The following is a 22,122-nucleotide window of genomic DNA, read 5'->3' as shown; positions in this document are numbered from 1 at the left end:
CCGCGGTGCTCCGCAGGGCGTCGGAGTCAGCGGCCGTCGAGGTGGTCGATCTCCTCGAGCAGGCGCTCGCGCGTCGCCGTGTCGTCGACGAACTTCTGGAGGGTCCGCCGCACCGACTCCCAGCGTCCGGCCTCGACCGCGGCGAGCGCGCCCACGAGCTGGCCGGGCGGGAGGTCCAGCACCGCGACGCGGGTGCGCAGGCCCTCGGGCGTGACCGTGACGGCGACGGTGCGCTCCGCCGTCGCCTCGCCGCCCGCGCCCCGGGCCGTCGCGGAGACGGTGTGCTCGCCGAGCGCGAGGTCGGCGGCGGCGACCGCCGTGCCGTTCTTGACCGGTTCGCCGTCGAGCGAGACGACGACCTCGTCCGCGTCCGTGGCGCTCGCGGCGACGACGAGCGTGCCGCCGCGCTCGACCTCGGCGCCCTCGGCCGGGCTCACGACCTCCACCGTGGGTGCGGCGGGGGCGGGCGCCTCCTGCTCGCGCGCCTGCTTCCAGCCGATGAACGCACCCGCACGGTCGGTGATGACGCCGTCGACCCCGATCTCGGTGAGCCGGGCCCAGTCGGCCGCCGAGTTCACGGTGTACGGCATCACGGCGATACCGGCCTCGTTGAGGTCCGCGACGACGCTCGGTCGTGCGAGCAGCGCGGTCGCGGACGGGTTGTACATGACCGCCCCGAGGTCCTGCGCCACGGCGACGGGGTCGGCGTCGAGCGAGCCGCGCAGCAGCCCGCGCGGGATCTGCGGCGCGTGCTCGCGCGCGGACCGCAGCGCGGCGACGTCGAACGACTGGAGGACCACGCGGTCCTCGAGACCGGCCTCGACGACCATGTCCACGACGCGCTCGACCTCGGCGGACGTCTCCGGGCCCTTGATCTCCAGCAGGAGGGTCGACGAGCCGGTCTCCAGCAGGTCCAGCACCTGCGCGAACGTCGGCAGCTGCTGGCCGGCGAACGCGGGGGAGAACCACGACCCGGCGTCGAGCGCGGTGACCTGCGCGCCGGGCAGCACGGCGACGTCGCCGGAGCCCTCCGTCGTGCGGTCCACGGTCTGGTCGTGGAGCACGACCGGGAGCCCGTCCGCCGTGGTGTGCACGTCGATCTCGACGTACTCGGCGCCCGAGCGCATGCCCGCGGCCACGGCCGCGAGCGTGTTCTCCGGCGCGACCGACGAGTAGCCGCGGTGAGCGACCGTGACGGGGAGCTCCCCGTCGTCGCCCACCCAGGACGCGGGATCGATCTCGGTGACCGTGACGTCGTCGACGCTCACGGTCGCCCCGGCCGTGACGAAGCCGAGAGCGCCGTCGCGGGACCGGTCGATCCGCCCCTCCAGGAGGGTCTTCCCGTCGAGCGCGTAGGTGACCGCGGCGCCCTGCACCTCGACCGACAGGCGCACGTCGCGGCCCGTCGCCGCGTCCGCCGGGGCCGACGCCGTGTACGGGACGTTCCACGCGTTCGCGGGCGTCCGCTGCGCGATCTCGACGCCGTTGCTCGCGGTCGTCGTGCTGCGCAGGACCGCCTGCCACCACGGGACCGCGCCGTCGGGCGCGACGTCGAGGATCGCCCCGGCCCAGCGCGAGGCGTTGTCCACGCTCTCGAAGCGCAGCGTCGCCTCGAGGCGGTAGTTCTCCGCCGACTGCCCGAAGACGATGCGCGCCGGCGACGACCCGTCCGGCGCGTCGCCGACGAGCCGTCCGTCCCGGACCTGCCAGTCGCCCAGCACGGGCGTCCAGCCCTCGGGGAGGGCGTCGCCGTCGAACGACTCGGCGAGCAGGACGTCGCCGGGCTCGGCGGCGGCCGGGGCGGCGAACGGGACGGTCGCGGTCGTGGTCGCTGCCACGACGAGCGTGCTCGCGAGCAGGGTTCCCGCCAGCGCGGCAGCGGTACCGCGCACGGCGCGGCGTCGGGTGGTCGTCATGGGGTCCTCCGAGCGTCGGGATGGTTGCCCCGGCGACGCTAGGAATGCCGCGTGACGGCCTGGTGGACTCCGGACGACGCCGGAGGGGCGGCGAGATGACGGGGGACCGCACACCGCGCTGACCCTCCAGGCGACGGGCCCGGAGCTCCCCCGACGTGCACTCCGGGCTCTCCCTCGAGCGCCACCCGAGCGTCAGTCGGAGGACCCCGGCACGCGCGTCAGCAGCCGTGCGACGTCGTGCCCCGCCTCCAGCAGCGCGAGGGTGCGGCGCGCGATCGCGTCGAGCCGCGTGTCGAGCGCGGCGAGCGGGTCGGCGACGTCCGCCGGACCGGTGGCCCCGCGGAGCGCGTCGATCGCGTGCCGGACCTCCGGGACCCGGTACCCGGCCGCCCGCAGGGCCGCGACGACCCGGGCCTCGCGGACGGCCGCGGGCGGGTAGCGGCGGGCCGACACCGCGCCCGTGCGCGACGCGACGCGCTCCGGCGCGAGCAGCCCTTCCTGCTCCCAGTACCGCAGCGTCGACGCCCGGACGCCCAGCGCGGCGGCGAGCTCCGTGATCGTGAGCACGGACCCGTCGGGCTCGGCCGCTCCCGTGGCCGTCCCGCCGGCAGCGCCGGCCGCGCCGTCGCCCTCGGACCGGATCACGAGGAGCGCGCGCCGCGCGGCGAGCGCCTCCTCGCGTTCCCGCGCGAGCGTCACGTGCAGCCCGGAGACGAGGCTCGCCGCCTCGTCGAGGGGCAGCGAGCGCGCGTCGCGCAGCACCCACCGCGCGGCGACCGGCCCGACGGCGGCCGCGAGGCCGCGGTACGCACGCAGGGCCAGGACGTGCTCGTCGCCGAACGCGCGGTACCCGTTCGCGGACCGACCGGCGGGCGGAAGGACGCCCAGGGCCTCCAGGTCGCGCACCTGCTGGACCGAGCACCCGGCCGCGCGCGCGACGTCGGTTGTGCGCAGCGGCCGCGACGCCTCGCCGGCTGCCGCCCCGCGCCCCGAGATCGTCACGCCAACCCTCCACAAGCACTTCAAGAGCACACTCGAACCATGAGTATGGAGCAGATCCTCGGAACGGTCCGGTCGCTCGACGGCGTCCTCGTGCTCTCGCCCGGTCCCGGCAGCGAGTTCCCCGAGCTGGCGTGGGGCGACCACTTCTTCTACTACGCCCCCGACGGCGAGATCCCGCACGGGCAGCCGTACGGCACGGTCGTCACCAAGGACTACCCCGACGACGCGGCCTCCCGCCTCGGCGAGGAGGGCCGCTGGAGGGTCAACGTGCACGTGGGGCGCGACCGGTTCCGCGACCTCGTCGGTGCCGATCCCCGCGACGGGGCGGCGTCGGAGGTGGGGGAGACCGACGTCGTCGTGCCGCACCCGGTCTACGGCGCGCTCGGCTGGGTGTGCGTCGTGAACCCGGGCGAGCGCACGGCCGGGCTCGTCCTCGACCTGCTGCGCGCCGCCCACGACGACGCCCGCGCCCGCGCCGCCCGCCGCACCGCGCGGTAGCGACGACCCTCCGGGCGCCGGTCGACCACGGGGTTGCCCCGCGCCGACCACGGGCCTGCTGTCGCTCTCCGGTCGTTGACGACAGCAACCCCGTGCTCGGCGGGTGGGGACGGTCTCAGACCGGGACGGCGGCGCTCGCGGGTGCGGGTGCGGGTGCGGGTGCGGGGCGCGCGGCGACGTGGCCGTGCCCGGCGACGTCGACGCCGACCGCGAGGACGCGCGGGACGCCGTCGGTCACCTCGACGGTGGACACCGAGGCGTTGGGCAGGGCCGCGAGTCCCGACGGGTCGAGCGTCGCGAGCCAGGCGCCGAGCGTGAGCCCGTGCCCGACGACGAGCACGTGGCGGTCGAGCGCCGCGCCGGGGCGGGAGGCGTCGTCGTGCGCGGCGACGACGCGGGCGAAGACGTCACGCACCCGGCCCATGAAGTCCTTGCCGGGCTCCCCGCCACCCACACCGGGGTGCGTGCCGGCGAGCATGCGCGGCACGAGCTCGGCCCACGGCTCGACCGCGTCGAGGTGTGACTCGGGCCGCCGCTCGTACGAGCCGAACGACAGCTCGCGCAGGTCGTGGTCGACGGTCAGCGGGAGGTCGGGGTGGTGGCGCAGGATCTCCATCGCCGTGAGGACCGCGCGGCCCTGCGGGGAGGAGTACGCGGCCGCGAAGTCGTGCCGCGCGAGGTGCTGCGCGGTGACGCGCACGCCCGCGCGCCCCGTGCGGGTCAGGGGGGAGTCGCACGACCCCTGGAGGTGCCGTCGTGCGTTGAGGTAGGTCTGCCCGTGTCGTACGAGCGTGATCGTCAGGGTCATCGTCGCTGTGCCCTCTCCGGTCGTCCCGGTCTGCTGGTCACGGCCGACGCTAGGTCGTCCCGGTGTCGTGGCGATGACGCACCGATGACGAACGCGTGGCAAGCGCCGGAACACCGTGGGCCAGTCGGCAGCGGCACAGCGACCCTGAGGACCGGCGGGCCGGAGGACCAGCCGCCTGCTGCCCGGGACCGTCATACGGCCGCGGAGACCTCGTCGCGCTCGGCGCTCGCTGGTCGCTCGCGGTCGGAGCCGTCCGGGCCGTCCGAGCGCTCGGCCCCGTCCGCGGTCTCCGTCGTCGACCCGTCCGCCTCCGTCGAGGTGCCCGGCTCGTCCTGGTCGACGGTCGTCGCCGCGCCGGGCGCGGGCCACGGCTCCTCGGCGTCCCCGGCGGTGTCCGGAACGGCCCCGGCCGCGCGGTGCACGACGACCGCGAGCGGCGCGACGAGGACCCCGCACACCAGGCCCCACGCCAGACCGGCCTGGAGCACGGGGAGCGCGCGCCCGACGTCGGGCACGACGCCGCCGGCGGTGACGGTCGAGACGACGACGGGCACCGCCGCGGCGACGGCCGCGCCCGCGACGCACGCGAACCAGGTGGCGAGCAGGAGCGTCCAGCGGCCCTCGGCCGGGGGCAGCCGGCGCGCGGCGAGCGCGGTGAGCAGCCCCACGGCCAGCCCCACCCCGAGCGGCAGCGCGAGGTGCACCGGGTCGGCCAGGAGCGCGTCCCGGTCGACGGCGAGCCGTGCGGAGGGCAGCAGCACCACGTCCCGGGCGACGCCCCACGGCGACTGCGGGTCGACCGCACCGCGGAGCAGGGTCCTCCCGACGCCCGCCGCCGCCCAGAGCACGCCCGTCGCCGCGCCCGCCGCGAGGGCCGCCGGCCAGGCGCGCACCGTCACGGGTGCGCGGGTGTGCCGCGTGCCCGCCGGGTCGTCGCGACGGTCGGTCAGTGCGCGCGTCACCACGACGGCGAGCCCGACGAGCAGGCCGTTCACGAGCCCCCACCAGCCGCCGAGCGCGGTCGCCACGAGCTCCGTGATCGTGTCGGCACGCCACGGCAGCGTGACCCCCGCGAACCACGCGGCCGTCGCGGCGAGGGCCGACGCGGCGACGACGGTGAACCAGACGCCGAGGAACGTCGCCCAGCGCCCGGTGCCCGACGGCAGGCTCCGCAGCACGAGCTGCGTGCCCGCGGCGACGACCGCCCCCGCGAGCGCCGCCGTGAGCAGCGTGCTGCCGGAGACGGGCCCATCCCCCGCGGTCGGGTGGGGGAGGAGCGCGCGGACGAGGGCGCCGGGCACGGTCGACGACGCCCCCGAGAGCCAGTCCCCGACGCGGCCCGTGACCATCCAGAGGACCGCGGTGAGCGTTCCGGCGACGACGACGGCGGGGACGGTCCTCGATGACGGCATCCTGCGAGGGTAGTGGCACGGCACACCCGGCCGCACCGACCGGCTGACGACTCGGCGGCGGCGACGGACCCGAGCTCGGCGCCGATGAGTTCTCCTCGCCGTCGTCGTCAGAACGCTCGGGAGCCCCGGTGGACGGCCGCGGGCACGACGACACGGAGGATGCCATGAGCGAGCGCAAGACCTACACCCTGGACGTGCCCGGCGCGGTCATCGCCTACGACGTCTGGACGCCGGAGGTGGCGGGCGACCGGCTGCCCGTCGTCGTCATGGGCTCGCCCATGGCGGCGTCCGGGTTCGAGCAGCTCGCCGGGCTGCTCGACGACCGCGTGGTCGTCACGTACGACCCGCGCGGCACCGAGCGCAGCACGCTCGCGCCGGACGGCCAGGTCTCGGTCGAGGCGCACGCCGACGACCTGCACGCGGTCGTGACGGCGCTCGGTCTGGGCCCGGTGGACGTGTTCGGGTCGAGCGGGGGCGGCGTGGTCGGGTTGTCGTGGATCGAGCGCCACCCGGGCGACGTGCGGACCTTCGTGTCGCACGAGCCGCCGATCACGCCGCTGCTCGAGGACGCCGGGCTCGCGACGACGGTGCAGGCGGACATCGTCGACACGTACCGCCGCGAGGGGTTCGGCCCGGCCATGGCGAAGTTCGTCGCGCTCGTGAGCCACGTGGGCCCGCTGCCCGCGGACTACCTCGACCGCCCGGCCCCGGACCCGGCGATGTTCGGCTTCCCCACCGCGGACGACGGGTCGCGCGACGACCTCCTGCTCGGCAAGAACCTCGCGACCATGCCCGCCTGGGCCCCGGACGGCGCGGTGCTGCGGGCGTCGGGGACGCGGGTCGTGCCCGCGGTGAGCGCGCAGGGCGAGGGCACGCTGGCCTGGCGCGGGGGCGCGGCGCTCGCGGAGCTGCTGGGCGTCGAGGCGGTGACCTTCCCCGGCGACCACGGGGGCTTCATGGTCAACGAGTGGTCGCCGGACAACGACCCGGCGGCCTTCGCGACGGCGCTGCGCGCGGTGCTCGACGCCTGACCCGCCGCGCGTCGCGCACGCGCCGGACGACACCTGAGCACGGGGTGGGCGCCGAGGTCCCGAGACCTGGGCGCCCGCCCCGTGCTCGTGGTGCGTCACGGGCGAGGTCGCGGGAGAAGTGTCGATTGACCGGGGACTTTTGCTTGTTGTCGACACAACTTTCGCCTACCTGTTGACATCGCCTCCTGACTGCGGTGTCATAAACCTCGTTGCCCCTGGAACCGACCAGGGGACCGGACGTCGGCGCAGGGGAGCTCTGCGTCCGGACCGACAGCCGACGGCGCGCACCGACGCGTGCCCCGGCGGGACCATGGCGGTCCCGGACCTCGCCCCACGGTCGGTCTCCCACCGGTCGCGAGTCGAGCCCCGCACGACCGAGCACCCGTCTCGACCCTCTGCGACGCGGGACACCCCCGCACGACCCAGTCCTGCCCACAGTGCACCCCCACAGCACCACCCGGGGAACCTCCGCGCGCCCACGTGGCGCCGGTCAGCGTGACGGCGAGCGCCGGCACGCCGGTCCGGCGCGCCCGCGAGCTGCCCGGACGACCCCGTACGCCCGGAAGGAGTCCCCCATGCCCGACCCCACGACCGAGACCGAGACGCCCGCGAGGCCGCTCTCGCGACGGGCGCTTCTCGCGGGGGCAGGCGTCGTCGCCGCGAGCCCTGCGGCCGCTCTGCTGCTGGGCGCCGGCGGCAGCGTCGCGGCGGCGCCCCCGGCCGCCGCCGCGACGACGACCGGTGCGGCCACCGGCGCGGTCGCCACCGCAGCGGGCGACGTCCGCAAGATCACGATGTACGCCGAGCGGATCTCGGACACGCTCGTCGGCTACGGCCTCGAGCGCGGCAAGGCCACGGTCCCCGGCCCGATCCTCGAGATGTGGGAGGGCGAGACCCTCGAGATCACGCTCGTCAACACGACGGACAAGCGCCTGTCGATCCACCCGCACGGCGTGAACTACGACGTCAACAGCGACGGCAGCACGTTCAACAACTCGTTCAACGAGCCGGGCGAGACGCGCACCTACACCTGGTCGACCGTGAAGATGGCGCGCGACCGCGGCATCTGGATGCCGGGCAGCGCGGGCTACTGGCACTACCACGACCACGCGTGGGGCGACCACGGCACGCAGGGCCTCGCCGCCGGGCTCTACGGCGCGCTCGTCGTGCGCCGGGTCGGGGACGTGCTGCCGCAGAAGCAGTTCACGATGGTCTTCAACGACATGACGATCAACAACAAGGTCGCCCCCGCCACCCCGATGTTCGAGGCGAAGCTCGGCGAGCGCGTCGAGTTCATCTGCATCGGGCACGGGAACCAGCTCCACACCTTCCACCTGCACGCGCACCGCTGGGCGAACAACCGGACCGGCCTGCTCGCGGACCAGTACGACCCGAGCCAGGTCGTGGACAACCGAGACCTCAACCCGGGCGACGCGTTCGGGTTCCAGGTCGTCGCCGGTCTGGGCGTCGGGCCGGGGGCGTGGATGTACCACTGCCACGTCCAGTTCCACTCCGACGGCGGGATGGCCGGCATCTTCCTCGTGCGCAACGCCGACGGCTCCATGCCGCCGGGTGCGCAGGACTCCATCGACCGGTTCCAGGGTCACGGCAGCCACACCATGTCGGCGCCGTCCGGCGGGAGCGCCACGACCGACGGCGCGGCGGCCACCACCGGTGGCGCCGCGGCCGGAGGGACCGGGCCGGCCGTCGTCGACCTCACGGGGCACGCCGGCCACTGAGCTGTCGGCTGATCCAGGACCGACGGGCCGCGGGCTCGCCCCGCACCAGCACCACCCTCACCAGCACGACCCGCTCCCGGCCCGCCCGGGAGCGCCGCACCGATGACGAAGGAGTTGGAGAGTGCTGTCCAGACGATCGACATCCCCCACGAGGGGACGCTCCCGACCAGGAGCACTACTGGCCATGACCGTGGGCCTCACGAGCGTCGCGCTCGTCGCGAGCGCCGCCGTGATCCCGGCGTCGGCCCAGCCCGCCGCCACGGCGCCGAGCAGCGCGGTCGCCTCGAGCGGGGCGCTCGCCGCGGCTCCGGCCGCCACCGCCGCGGCCACGACGGCCGTGCGCGTGCTCGTGTTCCACGGCGCGCCCGACGAGCAGACCGACCCGGTCGTCGCCGCGACCGCGGCGCTGACCGAGCTGGGTGCCGCCAACGGGTTCGACGTCGAGGCGACGTCCGACCCCGCGATGATCAGCGCGGCGACGCTCGGCGAGTACCGCGGCGTCGTCATGCTCTCCTCGGAGGGCATCGAGCTGAGCGGCGAGCAGGAGGCCGCGCTCCAGGCGTACATCAACACCGGCGGCGGCTTCCTCGGCGTGCGCGACGCCGCGCGCGCCCAGGAGGCGTCGAAGTGGTTCGAGGGCCTCGTCGGCGCCCGGATCAAGGGCGCGACGATGACGGCGGAGAAGGTCGCCGAGGCGACCGGCACCGGCCGCAGCCCGGCCGCCGAGACCCCGGCCAAGGCCGTCGACGGCGACCCCAACACCAAGTGGCTGACCTTCGCCCGCACGGGCCAGCTCACGCTGCGCATGGAGCAGCCCGTCGCGGTCGTGAAGTACGGCATCACGTCGGCGAACGACTCCGCGGGCCGCGACCCGAAGAACTGGAAGTTCCAGGGCTCGACCGACGGCCAGACGTGGGTCGACCTCGACACGCGCACCGACGAGGACTTCCCGCAGCGCTTCCAGCCGCGCACGTTCGACGTCGCGAACGAGACCGAGTACGGCTGGTACCGCCTGGACGTCACCGCCAACTCGGGCGACGCCGAGATCCAGCTCGCGGAGCTCTCGATCTTCGGCCCCGACTCCGTCGAGCAGCCCGACCCGGAGATCCCGGTCGAGGAGCGCACGGTCGACCTGGTCGACCGCCAGCACCCCGCGACGGCGGACCTCCCGCTCACGTGGGACCGCGAGGACCGGTGGCTCGACTGGGCCGACGACCCGACCGGTGACGTGCACACGGTCGCGACGCTCGAGCCCGGCCCCGACGCCGGCCCGACGACCAACCCGTTCCAGCCCCTCTCCTGGTGCCGCGACTACGACGGCGGCCGCTCGTTCTTCACCGGCATGGGCGGCACGCCCGAGAGCTGGCAGGACGAGACGCTCCGCGAGCACCTGCTCGGTGCGCTCCAGTGGACGACGGGCGTGGTGCGCGGCGACTGCCAGGCGACCATCGCGTCGAACTACAAGGCCGAGCGTCTGTCCAAGGTGAACACGGCCGGCACGCTCGACCAGAACGGCGAGCAGCACGGCCTGACGATCGCGCCCGACGGCACGGTCTTCTACATCGGCCGTGGCGCGTGCGCGACCGGCCCGATCGTCCCGTGGAGCGACCCGAACGTGGGCCTCGGCTGCGGCACGATCCACCAGTGGGACCCGGAGACGGGTCAGGCGAAGCTGCTCACGACGCTCGACGTCATGGGCAACCGCGGCAGCGGCGACGAGCTCGTGAAGAACGAGGAGGGGCTGCTCGGCATCGTGCCCGACCCCGACTTCGCGACGAACCACTGGCTGTACGTGTACTGGATGCCGCACGAGAACATCGACCGTGAGCGTCGCGTCGGCTACCGGACCGTCTCGCGGTTCACCTACGACCCGGCGACCCCGACGATCGACCAGAGCACGCGGGTCGACCTGCTCGAGTGGGAGACGCAGATCCACAGCTGCTGCCACGCGGGCGGCGGCATGGCGTTCGACAGCGAGGGCAACCTCTACGTCGGCTCGGGCGACAACAACTCGTCCGGCGGCTCGAGCGGGTACTCCGGCAACAACTGGACGCAGGAGTACGCGGGCATCAGCTTCCAGGACGCGCGCCGCACCTCGGGCAACACGAACGACCTCAACGGCAAGATCCTGCGGATCCACCCCGAGGACGACGGCACCTACACGATCCCGGACGACAACCTGTTCCCGGTGGGCGAGTACCCCGCGGACAAGACGCGTCCCGAGATCTACGTCATGGGCGTGCGCAACATCTCGCGCCTGCAGATCGACCCCGACACGGACTGGCTGACCGCGGCCTGGGTGGGCCCGGACGCCGGCAGCCCGAACCCCGAGCTCGGCCCGGCCAAGTACGAGACCGCGACGATCATCACGTCCGCGGGCAACCAGGGCTGGCCGTACTGCATGGGCAACAAGCAGCCGTACCGTGACCGGAGCAACGAGGACGCGAGCGTCCTCACCGGCTGGTACGACTGCGACAACCTCAAGAACACGTCGCCGCGCAACACGGGCCTCGTCGACATCCCGCCCGTGCGGGACAACATGATCTGGTACTCGCCCTCGGGCGGCGGGCCGGTGTTCCCGGACCGCGGGAACGGCATCCCGTCGTACGTGGACAGCGAGGCGACCTACACGATCCCGTGGCTGCGGGGTGGCGGCCAGGCCGTCATGTCCGGCCCGACCTTCCGCCAGTCGCAGGTCGACCCCGAGTCCGACGTCGCATGGCCGTCGTACTGGGAGGGCAAGTGGTTCATCGGCGACCAGTCGAACTCGAACAACCGCGTCGCGGTGACGGTCGACCCGGAGAACCTGGACGCGCCCGTGTTCATGGAGGACCTCCGCCAGATCATCCCGGGCGGCCGCGGTGACGGGCTGCTCCAGAGCTGGATGGACGCGAAGTTCGGTCCGGACGGCGCGCTGTACATGGTCGACTACGCGGGCGGCTTCTTCAGCCTCGACCCGAACCAGAAGCTCATGCGGATCACGTACCAGGGCGGGGCTCCGACCCCGGCTCCGGCGGCGTCCGCGACGAGCATCCAGGGCGACCCGCTGACGGTGCAGTTCACCGGTGCGCGTTCCGGTGGCGTCTCCTACCTCTGGGAGTTCGGCGACGGCTCGACCTCGCGTCAGGCCAACCCGAAGCACAAGTACCCGCGCGTCGGGACCTACGAGGCCAAGCTCACCGTCACGTACGCCGACGGCTCGAAGGCCACGGTCACGACCGACGGTTCGCCGTCGTGCACCCTGCCGGACGAGCGCGAGACCGTGTTCTTCGGCGACGTGGACTCCACGGTCGAGAACCGCGACCTGGGCGCCTGCAACATCGCCGACCTGTTCCAGGACGAGAAGGAGTGGCGCACCCACGCCCGGTTCCTGTCGCACGTCGAGTCGGTGGCGAAGAGCCTGTACGACGACAGCCGCATCAGCGACCGCGAGCGTGCTCGCCTCGTCGACGCGGCGGCCCGGTCCCAGATCGGCGCGTACCCCGGTGGGTACCGCACGATCTTCGACGGCACCGAGGCGTCGCTGTACGACTGGTTCCAGGCACCGGGCGGCAAGTTCACGCTCGAGCCGGGCGGCTCGCTCAAGTCGAGCGGCGGCCTGGGGATGCTCTGGTACGCGGGCGAGGAGCTCGGGGACTTCTCCGTGAAGCTCCTGTACCGCGACGTCTCGGCGGGCGACCACTACGCGAACAGCGGCGTGTTCACCCGGTTCCCGAACCCGAACGACCCGGGTGACGCGCAGTGCGCGAACAACCAGTCACCCGCGTGGGTCGCGATCTCCTGCGGTCACGAGATCCAGATCTACGACGGCCCGACGGGCGAGCCCCAGAAGACCGGCTCGGTCTACAACTTCGACCCGCTCGGCCTGAACACCGGTGGCGAGAAGCCCAAGGGCGAGTGGAACGAGTACGAGATCCGGGTCGTCGGGCAGCACTACACGATGATCCGCAACGGCGTCGTCATCAACGAGTTCGAGAACTCGCCGGGACAGCAGTCGTCCCGGGCCGGCGACCCGCCCACGGACCTGCGCCAGTTCGACAGCGGGTTCATCGGGCTGCAGAACCACGGCAACTCGGACCTCATCGAGTTCCGTGACATCCGGGTGGCGGACCTGTAGCACGCCCCGGGCGGGGAGAGCCCAGCCGGCCGTCCCCGCCCATCCCGGGGCCGCCGTCGTGCAGCACGACGGCGGCCCTCGGGGCGGGCCGCACGGCCCGCCCGACCCGCGCCCGACCAGCCCGACCAGCCCGACAGAACCCCAGACACCCCCGGAGGAGTGCACCCTCATGGAACGACGTACCAGTCCCGGCGGCTCCCGCCGCCGCGGCGCGCGGCGGTTCCTCGCCGCCACCGTCGCCGGACTCACCGCGACGACGGTCCTCACCGTCGCCCCGGCCTCGGCGACCCCCACAGCACCGGCGACGGCGTCGTCCGCCGTCGTGTCCGCCGCCGACGCCACCGTCGCCGCCGCGCAGGTCCTCACCTGGACCGCGGACAACAGCGTGACCGACTACAAGGCCTTCCCGGCCACGGCCGAGGCCGGCCCCGCGACGTTCGTCTTCGAGAACAGCATCGCGACCGGCAGCACGTTCGGCATGAGCCACACGCTCACGTTCGACACCTCGACGCCCGGGTACAACCACGACGTCAACGTGAACATCCTCGCGAGCCCGTTCGACGCGAACGGTGGCCGCCACGAGGTCCAGGTGAACCTCACGCCCGGCAAGTACCGCTACTTCTGCGCCATCCCCGGGCACGGCGAGATGTGGGGCGAGCTCGTCGTCACCGACGGCGGCGGGGGCGAGGACACGACCGCCCCGTCCGTGACCGCTCAGGTCACGGGCGAGCAGGACGGCGACGGCGCCTACGTCGGCGGCGCGACGGTGACGCTCGCCGCCACCGACGACGGCTCCGGCGTGGCCGGTGTCGAGTACGACCTCGACGGCGCGGGCTGGCAGGCGTACACCGAGCCGTTCGTCGTCGACGCGGTCGGTGCGCACACCCTGCAGTTCCGGGCCACCGACGTCGCGGGCAACACGTCCGAGGCGCAGACCGCGACGTTCACCGTCGTCGAGGGCGACGTCGAGGAGGACACGACCGCCCCGACCGTCGAGCCCATGCTCATGGGCCAGCAGGACGAGAACGGCGCCTACGTCGGCACCGCCGCGTTCATGCTCCACGCCGCGGACGAGGGCTCGGGCGTCGCGTCGGTCGAGTACCAGGTCGACGGCGGCGCGTGGCTGCCCTACACGACGACGGTTCCGTTCACCGACCTCGGCGAGCACACCGTGTCCTACCGGGCGACCGACGTCGCGGGCAACGTGTCTGAGGTCGGCTCGGTGACCTTCACGGTCGTCGAGGGCGGCGAGGAGGACACGACCGCCCCGACCGTGACCGCCGAGGTCACGGGGGAGCAGGACGACAACGGCGCGTTCGTCGGGTCCGCCACGGCGACGCTCACCGCGACGGACGACGCGTCCGGCGTCGAGAGCGTCGAGTACGACCTCGACGGTGCCGGCTGGGCCCCGTACACCGAGCCCATCGTCGTCGAGGAGCCCGGCGAGCACACGCTCGTCTACCGGGCTACCGACGCCGCGGGCAACGTCTCCGAGGAGACCGTCACGGAGTTCGTCGTCGTCGCCGACGCCGGCGAGGACACGACGGCCCCGACCGTCGCCCACGAGGTGAGCGGCACGCAGGACGAGTCCGGTGCCTACGTGGGCTCCGCGTCCGTGCTCGTCACGGCGACCGACGACGGCTCGGGCGTCGCGTCCGTCGAGTACGACCTCGACGGCGCGGGCTGGGCCCCGTACACCGAGGCCGTCGTGGTCGACGAGCCGGGCCAGCACACCCTCGCGTACCGCGCGACCGACGAGGCGGGCAACGTCTCCGAGGCCGCGAGCGTCACGTTCTCCGTGGTCGAGGGCGACGGGAGCGACACCGTCGCCCCCACGGTCGACCACCGCGTGATGGGCGGCGAGAAGAACGAGGCCGGCGAGTACCTCTCGACCGTCTTCGTCCGCCTGCTCGCGAAGGACGCCGACTCGGGCGTCGCCTCGGTCGAGTACCAGGTCGACGGCGGCGAGTGGACTCCTTACTCGAAGCAGATCTCGGTGCGGACCCCGGGCGCGCACACCGTGACCTACCGCGCGACGGACGTCGCGGGCAACGTGTCCGCCCCGCAGACGGTCTCGTTCGTCATCGCGGGCGGCGAGGAGCCGGGCGACACCGACGGCCCCGTCGTCACGGCGGGCGTCAGCGGCAGCCGCACCCGCGACGGCGACTTCGTCGCGAGCGCGCGCGTCACGCTCACGGCGGTCGACGAGGAGTCGGGCGTCGACCGCATCGAGTTCCAGGCGAACGACGGCGCGTGGCAGCGCTACGCGGCCCCGGTCGCGTTCGCGGCCGACGGCCAGCACGTGGTCCGCTACCGCGCGGTCGACGGCGTCGGCAACGTCACGAACGGCGAGGTGACCTTCACGGTCCTGCAGCTCGTCCGCGACCGATGCGTCGGGTCGGACATCCGTCCGACCGTGGTCATCGACGGCCACGACAGCACGGTGCAGAACTACGACGACGGCACCGGCTGCACGGTCAACGACCACGTCGCCGAGACCGACGAGTACTCCACGCACCGCGAGTTCGTGGAGCACGTGAGCCTCGTGACCGAGGACCTCGTCCTCGACGGCGTCCTCGACGACGCCGAGCGCGAGCTCGTTATCGCCGCGGCCGAGCTGTCCGACATCGGTCGCCGCTGACCGACGCCTGACGGTCCGACCGAACCAGTCCGATCGACGACGGCCCGACTCCGCACCCACCACGTGCGGGCTCGGGCCGTCGTCGTGCCCGGGCCACCCGTGCCGCCGACCGCTCGCCCCCCGCGCCGAACACGACCTGAAGGTCGTTATCGGGCGTCTGGCGACCTTCATGCCGTGCTCGACGGCGCGTGAGGGCGTGCTAGGCGGGCTGGCGTCAGGCGGCGGGCGGTCCGACGTCGGCGCCCGGGTCAGGCGGGCGCGTCGCCGTAGACCGGGCGCGCGAACGCGAGGACGATGCCCACCCCGCCGCGCTGCGCGAGGCGCGCACGGTCCTCGGGGTGGTCCAGCAGGTGTCGGAGGACCCGGGCGACCGCCTCGGCGTCCGCGACGTCGACCGTGTCCGGGTCCGGCCCGTTCGCCGGGCGGACCTGGAGCAGGTCCTCGCCCTCGGCGTGCCGGGCCCGCGCGCCGTCGCGCAGCTCGACTCGCAGCGTCGGGCGCCGCTCGCCCGGCACGACCCGCACGGCCGCGACGTCGTCCCACCGCACGACGACGCGGACCACCTCCGCGCCGCCCACGGGCAGCTCGACCTCGTGCGGCCGCAGCACGACCGCCGCCTTCGACGGTCCGCGCACGTAGGCCACCAGCCCGCCGCCGAAGGCGAGGGCGACGATGCCGATCAAGGCCGCCGCGAGCCCCTCGTCGTTCCGCAGGAGCCACACGGCGAACCACACCGACCCGCCGAACAGCGCGATCAGGATGAGCAGCACCGCGAGGTAGTCGACGACGGGCGTCAGGCGCTCGCGTCCGCGCACCCCGCCGCGCACGGCCGTCCACACCATGCTCGGCCGGTGCGGGGGACGGGGCGGGCGGCTGCTCACGGAGGACAGTCTGCCGGGCCTTGGACCGGTGCCGCGCACGGCGCCGCCGTCGTCCCACCACGCTCCCGCCGAGCATGGGGTTGGCGACCGTCTCGTGGCGCAACCGGTCGACAACCCCATGGTCGAAGGTCCGTGACCGCATGCTCGCCCGGGCGGAGGGTCGGGGAAGCGTGGCAGGGTGGCGCCATGACGACGCTCGCCCAGGTCCGTGCGGCCGCGCTCGCCCTGCCCGAGACGGCGGAGGACGCGCCCGCCGGGGCGGTCACGTTCGCCGTGCGCGGGCGACGGTTCGCGGCGGTGACGCGGGACGACGTCGTGCAGCTCCGCCTCACGGACGACGACGTCGCGTGCGTCCTCGCCGAGCATCCGACCGCGCGCCGGTGGACGCGAGGCGACCACGTGCTCGGTGCGGGCGTGCCCCTCCCCGACCTCGACGGACAGCAGGCCAACCACTGGGTGCGGTGCGCGTGGCTCGCCCGTGCGCCCCGGCGCCTGGCCGCGGCCCTCCTCGCGGCCGACGGCGCGGAGCCGGGGTCGGTCGGTGACCTCCCCGCCGCCATCGGTCGGCCCGCCACGCGCGCGCTCGCCGGCGCGGGCATCGCCACGCTGTCCGACGTCGCCCGGCTGGGCGACGCGGACCTGCTCGCCCTGCACGGGGTCGGGCCCCGGGCCCTGCGGATCCTGCGGGACGCCGCGAGCGGGTGACGAGCGGGCGACGATCCGATAGCATCTGCTATCGGAGGTGGGAACGATGGAAGGGTCGTCGGTCGAGGCTGCGTTCGAGGCGTATCTCGGTGGGCTCGCCACGAGGGCACGTGCCCTGCGCGACGAGGCGAGCGCGACGCTCGAGCGAGGTGCGCGACAGGCGGCTGAGCTCGGATGGAGCCAGCGGCGCATCGCCGCAGGCCTCGGGAGGAGTCAGCCGGAGATCAAGCGACTGCTCGACCGGGCGGCCGAGCCCGGTGCCACGGCGAAGACCGGGGCGAGCGCGGGGCCGACGACGGTGCTCGACACCGTGCTGCGAGGGAAGCGCGACGCCGTGGTCTCTGCGGCTGCTCGGCACGGAGCAGGGAACGTTCGTGTGTTCGGGTCGGTCGCGACGGGCACCGACACGCCCGAGTCGGACGTCGACCTCCTCGTCGACGTGGACGACACGGTGGGTCTCATGGGATTGGCCGCCCTCCAGCTCGAGCTGGAAGAGATCCTGGGTCGCGCGGTGGACGTCGTGCCGGAGCGATCGCTCCGGCCGGAGGTGCGCGCCACCGTCCAGGCGATCCCCCTGTGAGGCGGACCGACGCCGACCATGCGCGTGACGCGCTCGAGCACCTCGCGATGATCGGCCACCACGTGGCCGAGGGCGGGTGGGGTCGTCAGGTCGTCGTCGACGCGGTCTGTCTGCGTCTTGCTGCGTCGATCGAGGCGGCGTCCCGCCTGAGCGAGGAAGCGCGGACAGTCGCGTTCGGTGCGACCTGGCCGGTGATCTGGGCGACGCGGAACAGGATCGCTCACGGGTATGCGACGGTCGACCCGCAGATCGTGCGCGCGACCGTCGAGAACGATCTCGGCGGGTACGCCGCCGCCCTGAGGGGCGTCGCGGCGGGGGGCTGAGCGCTCGATCCTCACCGGCTGAGCATGGTGCTCCGGCGCCGGGCTGTGTCTTCAGCGGTGGGTGCGAGCACGATGTGCGCGCACCTCTTGCGCATGTGCAGTTACTGCGCATAACGTCGCTCCATGACCACGGACCCGTCGCGACACGCTCGACCTCGCCTCGACGCCGCACGCTCGGCGCTCGACGAGGCGTCGACCGCCGCGCCGGGCGAGGCGGTCGAGCCGCTGTCGCGGGCACGCGCGCTGCTCGACGTCGCGCTCGACGAGGCGATGGCCGAGGCGCTGCTCGCCGGGTCGTCCATGCGGTCCGTCGCCGAGGCAGCCGGCGTCGCGCCGAACACCGTGCCTCCGCGCCTCGCGCGAACCCCGGCGCTCGCGGGCTACTCCGGCCCCGACGGCCGCGTCTCCGCCGAGGGCGTCACGCGCGCCCGCTACGACCGCGAGCGGGGGACGCCGCCGCCCGAGCCGACGACCGCCGTCGAACCGCTGAGGTTCCGCCGCCGCACCTGACCACCTGCCACGCCGTCCGTCCAGCAGCACGACGAAGGGAACCGCCATGCCCGACCAGACCCTCACCCACCTCGCCATGCTGCTCGACCGGTCCGGCTCGATGCAGTCGATCAAGCAGGCCACCGAGCAGGGCTTCGACCTGTTCCTCACCGAGCAGCGTGAGGCGCCCGGCCGCTGCACGGTCACGCTCGCGCAGTTCGACAACGAGTACGAGGAGGTCTACACCGACCTCGACGTGCGCGAGGTCCCGCCTCTCGACCTGCGCCCGCGCGGCATGACCGCGCTGCTCGACTCCATCGGGCGCCTCGTGCAGACGACCGCACTCCGCATCGCGCAGCTCCCCGAGGAGCAGCGGCCCGGCGCCGTGATCGTCGGGATCATGACCGACGGCCTCGAGAACGCGTCCAAGGAGTACACGCACGCGGCGATCAAGGCGCTCGTGACCGAGCGCGAGGAGCAGTTCGGCTGGACGTTCCTCTACATGGGCGCCAACCAGGACGCCATCGAGGTCGGTGCCTCGCTCGGCGTGAAGCGCGAGCGGTCGCTCACGTACGACACGGCCAACGTCGACCAGGCGTACGCCGCGACATCGCGCAGCATGGCGGCGATGCGCGGCGCCGTGTGGGCCGGCGCGGCACCCGGCGCTGCGCGCGACCAGCACGCCGCGTACACCGAGGCGGACCGCGCGGCGGCCGGTGGCTCCGCGTCGCGAGGTTCGGCACGTCGAACCGCTGCTCCCCGTGGGGCGGCTCCGCTGCCGCCGACCGGCCCGACCGCACCGCCCGTGGTCCCGCAGCCGCGCGGCACGAAGGACGACCCGTTCGACGAGCGCTCGCTGCTGCAGCACCTGCGATCCGTGCTGGCGTCGGGTGCGGAGACGCTTGCTGACGTCGGAACCTACGGCGGACGCGCCGTGGTCTGGGCGACGGTCCACGGAGTCCCGGTGTCGCTCAACGCCGACACGACACGCGCCGCGCTCCAGCAGCTCGTCGACGCGACGACCCGTGGCTCGCTGCCATGGACGGTCGTCGCGAGCAAGAGCGGGAAGGTCTACAAGGTGACGTTCCGCGCAGATGGCGCGCCCGTCGAGGGCTTCTACTGCTACACGAGCGACGTGCAGCCCGTGGCCGGCCCGCTGGGCGGGTTCACCGTCGCACGCTGAGTGCCCGACGGCGCGGGGTGGGTCACGGGGTGCGGCTCGCCCGGCGCGCGGAACTTCGATCGAGGAGAACGATGAACGAGCAGGACGAGCTGGTGGCACGCGCGGAGCTGTACCGGACGAAGAGCCGCGGGAAGCTGCACGTTCTCGGGTGCAGCCATCTGCAGGCCACGGAACTGTCGCAGCTCGTCGAGGCGGACGGCCGCGACCGCGCCGATCTGGAGCTCTGCAGCGAGTGCGACAAGGAGATCCACGGTGTCGGGCGTACGGAGTACGCCTCGCTCGACGCGGCGTTCGAGGCCTTGCAGTTCCCCGTCGAGAACCGGCAGCTCATGCGAGACATCGCCGGTCCGGTCGACTTCACCAAGGTCTGGGCCCCGCAGTCGCGGTCGTACGTCGGGGTCGGGCACCTGGACGGACGGCTGGCCTCCGCCTACTTCAACCGAGGGTTCGTCGACGTGCGCCTCGACGAGGGCGGCTACCGGCGCCACGAGATGCCAACCTTCGCGCAGGCAGCGGGCGGTGCGGTGCGCGCTGGCGGCGCGGAGCGTCCGGTCGTCATGTGTCCGACCTGCTCGATGCAGCTCCCGGCGACTCTTCTCTGCGACAGCTGCGACTGACCTCGGATCTCGGGGCTTCCAGGTGCCCGAGGGGGTGTGCGACGTCGATATCGACGTCGGACACCTTGACGTCGATATCGACGTCGACTGCGCCTCGCACAGATGACGTGTCAGCGCGAGCTCGCCGATCGCCGAGGTCGTCCGGCGGGGGAGGGGACAGCTCGTGTCTGCTCGACGATGTCTACTCGGCGATGCGGCGAAGCCGGTCTCGAGCGGTGTCGAGGGATGTCGCGAATCGGTCGACCTTGGCGTCGGGCACACCGTGACGCGCGGCGACGCTGCGCCAACCCTCCGTTGCCGCCAGGACGCCCCGCATCGCCTTCGACGCCTCGGTCTCGTCGAGGTCGAAGTGCGGTGCGACGGTCAGCGATACCTGCTGGCACCGCCCCGTCGGGCCGCTCGATGCACACCTCGAGCGGGCGGGATCGACGCGGACCGGAGTTGCCTCGATGCCGTTCAGGGAAGGACGGCGGTGTCATCTGCGCCCGTGCTCGGCAGGTCCCTCGAATGCGCCGAATCGTGCCAGCGAGTCCGCCACGGCCCGCCACGCGGGGTCATGGGCGGCGAGTCGTCGTGCGTCCGCGGCGGCAGCGCGCAGCCTGTCGACCACGATGGCTTGGTCTCCGCCGCGGGCAGGGGCGTAGCGGCCGTCGAGGAGGTGCTCCGCCTCTCCCTCGGCGTGCAGGGCGAGCGTGTCGAGGAACAGTGCGAGCGATCGGGCCGCCCGACGGCGGCGGGCGGACCTCTCCTCGTCGGTCGCCTCCGTGCCGAGCGGGCGTCGGTCCTCGTCAGGAGCAGTCGGGACGACCGTGAAGCGACCCTGCCACAACCGCTCGAATGCCGGCGCGTGCTCGAGCGAGAGCACCGTCCCGAGCACCCCCGCCTGCCGGTGGGCCGGCACCTTGGGTGCGAGGTCCTCGCGCAGACCGGCGACCTCGTAGGCGAACCGCAGGACGTTCTCGTCCGTCATGGACGCACCAACGACGAGGAGGTGCCGCGTCATCATGAGCGACTGGAGGACCGCGCCGACCGGCTTCCAGCGGGAGTCGTAGCCCACGAACGAGCTTCGTGACAGCACGATGGTCTCCGGGTACTGGACGTCGCCGTGCATCTTGAGGAGCCAGGGCCGATCGCCGTGGACGCGACCCCACGGCAGGACGGACAGGACGTCGTGCGGGTCGCCGCTCTCCGGTGCCGGTTCCGATGCGCGGACCGCGTCCTCGTACAGGCGGTCGTAGTTCGTGGTCACCGCCTCGCGGACCCGCAGACCGGCGAGCAGCGCGTGGGCGAGCGACGGTCGCGCGTCGGTCGCCTGGATGATCGCGGCGACATGGCGACCGAGGGCGCGCGGATCGTGGTGCTCGTCGAGGACGACCTGGAGCAGCTCGGCCTGCTCCAGCGCGGACAGCGCGGTGGGGTCGATGCCGTCGAGGGTCGCTCGCACCTCCGGGATGGCGGTCAGGTTCGTCAGGAGCCCACCCCACGAGGGAAGGCCGGCGCCCATGCTCACCCCGGCGCCGAGGAAGAGTGCCAGATCGCCGCGCGCGGCAGGTACTGCGAGCTGTCGCGCTCGGTCGACCAGGTCGCGGGGAAGCGCAGAGGTGACGCCGACGTCCCGGCGGACCTGCTGCAGCGCCGAGTAGTCCGACCGGGAGACGGCGACGATCGCGACGTCGACACCCTCGGTCTCCGCGGCAACGCCCAGCTCGGTGACGAGAGAGTGCAGAAGGGCCCCGCGCGAGGCGCCGTGCCCACCGCCACCGGTCCCCAGGACCGGCACGGCGACCAGCGGAAGGTCACGTCCCGCATGGTGCGCGTTCGCGCGCAGCCGCTCCGATGCGTGGCGCGCCACGCCCTCCACCGCACGCCGCGCCGCGCGTGCAGCGTCGTGCGGGGAGTGTGCGACGACGTCGACGAACCACACGTCGGCTTGCCGCAGGGTCGTCCGCGCAGCCGGACCGGCAGCTCCGCGCGACCAGCCGTCGGGCCGCAGCGCGCGCCAGTCCTCGGTTCGGTCGAGCCCTGCCGCCGGGCGCCACTGGCCGCGGACGCTGAACGACGCATCCGTGGGGATGACGACCGCGTCCCACCCGAGAGTCTCCAGCCGCCCGTTGACGACGAAGACGTGGCCAGGCGAGCTCAGCATCGTGCGCCCTTCGAGGTGCGGGTTGTCCACTTCA

The 22,122-nt window shown here is 73.6% G+C and carries 17 protein-coding genes; 11 read left to right on the top strand and 6 right to left on the bottom strand.

What is annotated here, in order from left to right; genetic code table 11:
* Window positions 1-26 precede the first annotated feature (26 nt).
* Window positions 27-1,916, bottom strand: coding sequence for a glycerophosphodiester phosphodiesterase family protein (locus ACFVN3_RS01025; protein WP_378229659.1), 1,890 nt, complete (start codon window positions 1,914-1,916; stop codon window positions 27-29).
* 192 nt (window positions 1,917-2,108) lie between these two features.
* A complete protein-coding gene (locus ACFVN3_RS01020; RefSeq protein WP_378229657.1) occupies window positions 2,109-2,918 on the bottom strand; it encodes a MerR family transcriptional regulator in 810 nt (269 codons plus the stop codon).
* Window positions 2,919-2,957: 39 nt separating this feature from the next.
* On the opposite strand from ACFVN3_RS01020, the gene ACFVN3_RS01015 reads away from it, so the two are divergent.
* Entirely contained in the window at window positions 2,958-3,416 is a 459-nt protein-coding gene (locus ACFVN3_RS01015) for a DUF6194 family protein (protein ID WP_378229655.1), read from the top strand.
* 115 nt (window positions 3,417-3,531) lie between these two features.
* Here the strand turns inward: ACFVN3_RS01015 and ACFVN3_RS01010 are convergent, their stop codons facing one another.
* Both ACFVN3_RS01010 and ACFVN3_RS01005 read right to left on the bottom strand, forming a co-directional pair.
* Window positions 3,532-4,224, bottom strand: a complete 693-nt coding sequence (locus ACFVN3_RS01010; protein ID WP_378229653.1) for a histidine phosphatase family protein — start codon at window positions 4,222-4,224, stop codon at window positions 3,532-3,534.
* 191 nt (window positions 4,225-4,415) lie between these two features.
* Window positions 4,416-5,636, bottom strand: coding sequence for a hypothetical protein (locus ACFVN3_RS01005; protein ID WP_378229650.1), 1,221 nt, complete (start codon window positions 5,634-5,636; stop codon window positions 4,416-4,418).
* Between the two features lie 164 nt (window positions 5,637-5,800).
* Here ACFVN3_RS01005 and ACFVN3_RS01000 point away from each other — a divergent pair, with 164 nt between their 5' ends.
* From ACFVN3_RS01000 to ACFVN3_RS00985, 4 genes are all read left to right on the top strand, one after another.
* Window positions 5,801-6,667: an alpha/beta fold hydrolase gene (locus ACFVN3_RS01000; protein WP_378229648.1), complete on the top strand. Its 867-nt coding sequence runs from the start codon at window positions 5,801-5,803 to the stop codon at window positions 6,665-6,667.
* Between the two features lie 575 nt (window positions 6,668-7,242).
* Window positions 7,243-8,406 carry a multicopper oxidase domain-containing protein gene (locus tag ACFVN3_RS00995; protein WP_378229646.1) on the top strand — a complete coding sequence of 388 codons (1,164 nt, stop codon included), beginning with the start codon at window positions 7,243-7,245 and terminating at the stop codon, window positions 8,404-8,406.
* A 184-nt stretch (window positions 8,407-8,590) separates the two neighbouring features.
* Window positions 8,591-12,523 (top strand): ThuA domain-containing protein, encoded by a 3,933-nt coding sequence (locus ACFVN3_RS00990; RefSeq protein ID WP_378229644.1) that lies wholly within the window; start codon window positions 8,591-8,593, stop codon window positions 12,521-12,523.
* 169 nt (window positions 12,524-12,692) lie between these two features.
* Complete coding sequence (locus ACFVN3_RS00985) at window positions 12,693-15,164, top strand: OmpL47-type beta-barrel domain-containing protein (protein ID WP_378229642.1); 2,472 nt, start codon at window positions 12,693-12,695, stop codon at window positions 15,162-15,164.
* Between the two features lie 248 nt (window positions 15,165-15,412).
* On the opposite strand, the gene ACFVN3_RS00980 is transcribed toward ACFVN3_RS00985, so the two are convergent.
* Entirely contained in the window at window positions 15,413-16,045 is a 633-nt protein-coding gene (locus ACFVN3_RS00980; RefSeq protein ID WP_378229640.1) for a hypothetical protein, read from the bottom strand.
* Window positions 16,046-16,231: 186 nt separating this feature from the next.
* Here ACFVN3_RS00980 and ACFVN3_RS00975 point away from each other — a divergent pair, with 186 nt between their 5' ends.
* From ACFVN3_RS00975 to ACFVN3_RS00950, 6 genes are all read left to right on the top strand, one after another.
* On the top strand, window positions 16,232-16,750 hold the full coding sequence (locus ACFVN3_RS00975; protein WP_378229638.1) for a hypothetical protein: 519 nt from the start codon (window positions 16,232-16,234) through the stop codon (window positions 16,748-16,750).
* A 46-nt stretch (window positions 16,751-16,796) separates the two neighbouring features.
* The gene (locus ACFVN3_RS00970) at window positions 16,797-17,330 is read left to right on the top strand and encodes a nucleotidyltransferase family protein (protein WP_378229636.1); all 534 of its coding nucleotides are present in this window, start codon (window positions 16,797-16,799) and stop codon (window positions 17,328-17,330) included.
* On the top strand, window positions 17,327-17,653 hold the full coding sequence (locus ACFVN3_RS00965; protein ID WP_378229634.1) for a DUF86 domain-containing protein: 327 nt from the start codon (window positions 17,327-17,329) through the stop codon (window positions 17,651-17,653). The genes ACFVN3_RS00970 and ACFVN3_RS00965 overlap by 4 nt, the downstream gene beginning before the upstream one ends.
* Before the next feature lie 123 nt (window positions 17,654-17,776).
* The gene (locus ACFVN3_RS00960) at window positions 17,777-18,163 is read left to right on the top strand and encodes a hypothetical protein (protein ID WP_378229632.1); all 387 of its coding nucleotides are present in this window, start codon (window positions 17,777-17,779) and stop codon (window positions 18,161-18,163) included.
* Between the two features lie 46 nt (window positions 18,164-18,209).
* A complete protein-coding gene (locus tag ACFVN3_RS00955; protein WP_378229630.1) occupies window positions 18,210-19,325 on the top strand; it encodes a hypothetical protein in 1,116 nt (371 codons plus the stop codon).
* A 71-nt stretch (window positions 19,326-19,396) separates the two neighbouring features.
* Complete coding sequence (locus tag ACFVN3_RS00950) at window positions 19,397-19,942, top strand: hypothetical protein (RefSeq protein WP_378229628.1); 546 nt, start codon at window positions 19,397-19,399, stop codon at window positions 19,940-19,942.
* A 475-nt stretch (window positions 19,943-20,417) separates the two neighbouring features.
* On the opposite strand, the gene ACFVN3_RS00945 is transcribed toward ACFVN3_RS00950, so the two are convergent.
* On the bottom strand, window positions 20,418-22,088 hold the full coding sequence (locus ACFVN3_RS00945; protein WP_378229626.1) for an SIR2 family protein: 1,671 nt from the start codon (window positions 22,086-22,088) through the stop codon (window positions 20,418-20,420).
* Window positions 22,089-22,122 lie beyond the last annotated feature (34 nt).

Origin of the sequence: Cellulosimicrobium sp. NPDC057862 (genome assembly GCF_042797035.1) — a bacterium.
Taxonomy (GTDB): domain Bacteria; phylum Actinomycetota; class Actinomycetes; order Actinomycetales; family Cellulomonadaceae; genus Cellulosimicrobium.
This window is presented reverse-complemented; position numbering and strand designations above follow the sequence as displayed.

Coding starts and splice junctions, on each gene's coding strand:
- ACFVN3_RS01025 (WP_378229659.1), bottom strand. CDS start 1,916: ATGACGACCACCCGACGCCGCGCCGTGCGCGGTACCGCTGCCGCGCTG.
- ACFVN3_RS00975 (WP_378229638.1), top strand. CDS start 16,232: ATGACGACGCTCGCCCAGGTCCGTGCGGCCGCGCTCGCCCTGCCCGAG.
- ACFVN3_RS01010 (WP_378229653.1), bottom strand. CDS start 4,224: ATGACCCTGACGATCACGCTCGTACGACACGGGCAGACCTACCTCAAC.
- ACFVN3_RS00950 (WP_378229628.1), top strand. CDS start 19,397: ATGAACGAGCAGGACGAGCTGGTGGCACGCGCGGAGCTGTACCGGACG.
- ACFVN3_RS00995 (WP_378229646.1), top strand. CDS start 7,243: ATGCCCGACCCCACGACCGAGACCGAGACGCCCGCGAGGCCGCTCTCG.
- ACFVN3_RS00945 (WP_378229626.1), bottom strand. CDS start 22,088: ATGCTGAGCTCGCCTGGCCACGTCTTCGTCGTCAACGGGCGGCTGGAG.
- ACFVN3_RS01000 (WP_378229648.1), top strand. CDS start 5,801: ATGAGCGAGCGCAAGACCTACACCCTGGACGTGCCCGGCGCGGTCATC.
- ACFVN3_RS00985 (WP_378229642.1), top strand. CDS start 12,693: ATGGAACGACGTACCAGTCCCGGCGGCTCCCGCCGCCGCGGCGCGCGG.
- ACFVN3_RS00955 (WP_378229630.1), top strand. CDS start 18,210: ATGCCCGACCAGACCCTCACCCACCTCGCCATGCTGCTCGACCGGTCC.
- ACFVN3_RS01005 (WP_378229650.1), bottom strand. CDS start 5,636: ATGCCGTCATCGAGGACCGTCCCCGCCGTCGTCGTCGCCGGAACGCTC.
- ACFVN3_RS00970 (WP_378229636.1), top strand. CDS start 16,797: ATGGAAGGGTCGTCGGTCGAGGCTGCGTTCGAGGCGTATCTCGGTGGG.
- ACFVN3_RS00960 (WP_378229632.1), top strand. CDS start 17,777: ATGACCACGGACCCGTCGCGACACGCTCGACCTCGCCTCGACGCCGCA.
- ACFVN3_RS01015 (WP_378229655.1), top strand. CDS start 2,958: ATGAGTATGGAGCAGATCCTCGGAACGGTCCGGTCGCTCGACGGCGTC.
- ACFVN3_RS00990 (WP_378229644.1), top strand. CDS start 8,591: ATGACCGTGGGCCTCACGAGCGTCGCGCTCGTCGCGAGCGCCGCCGTG.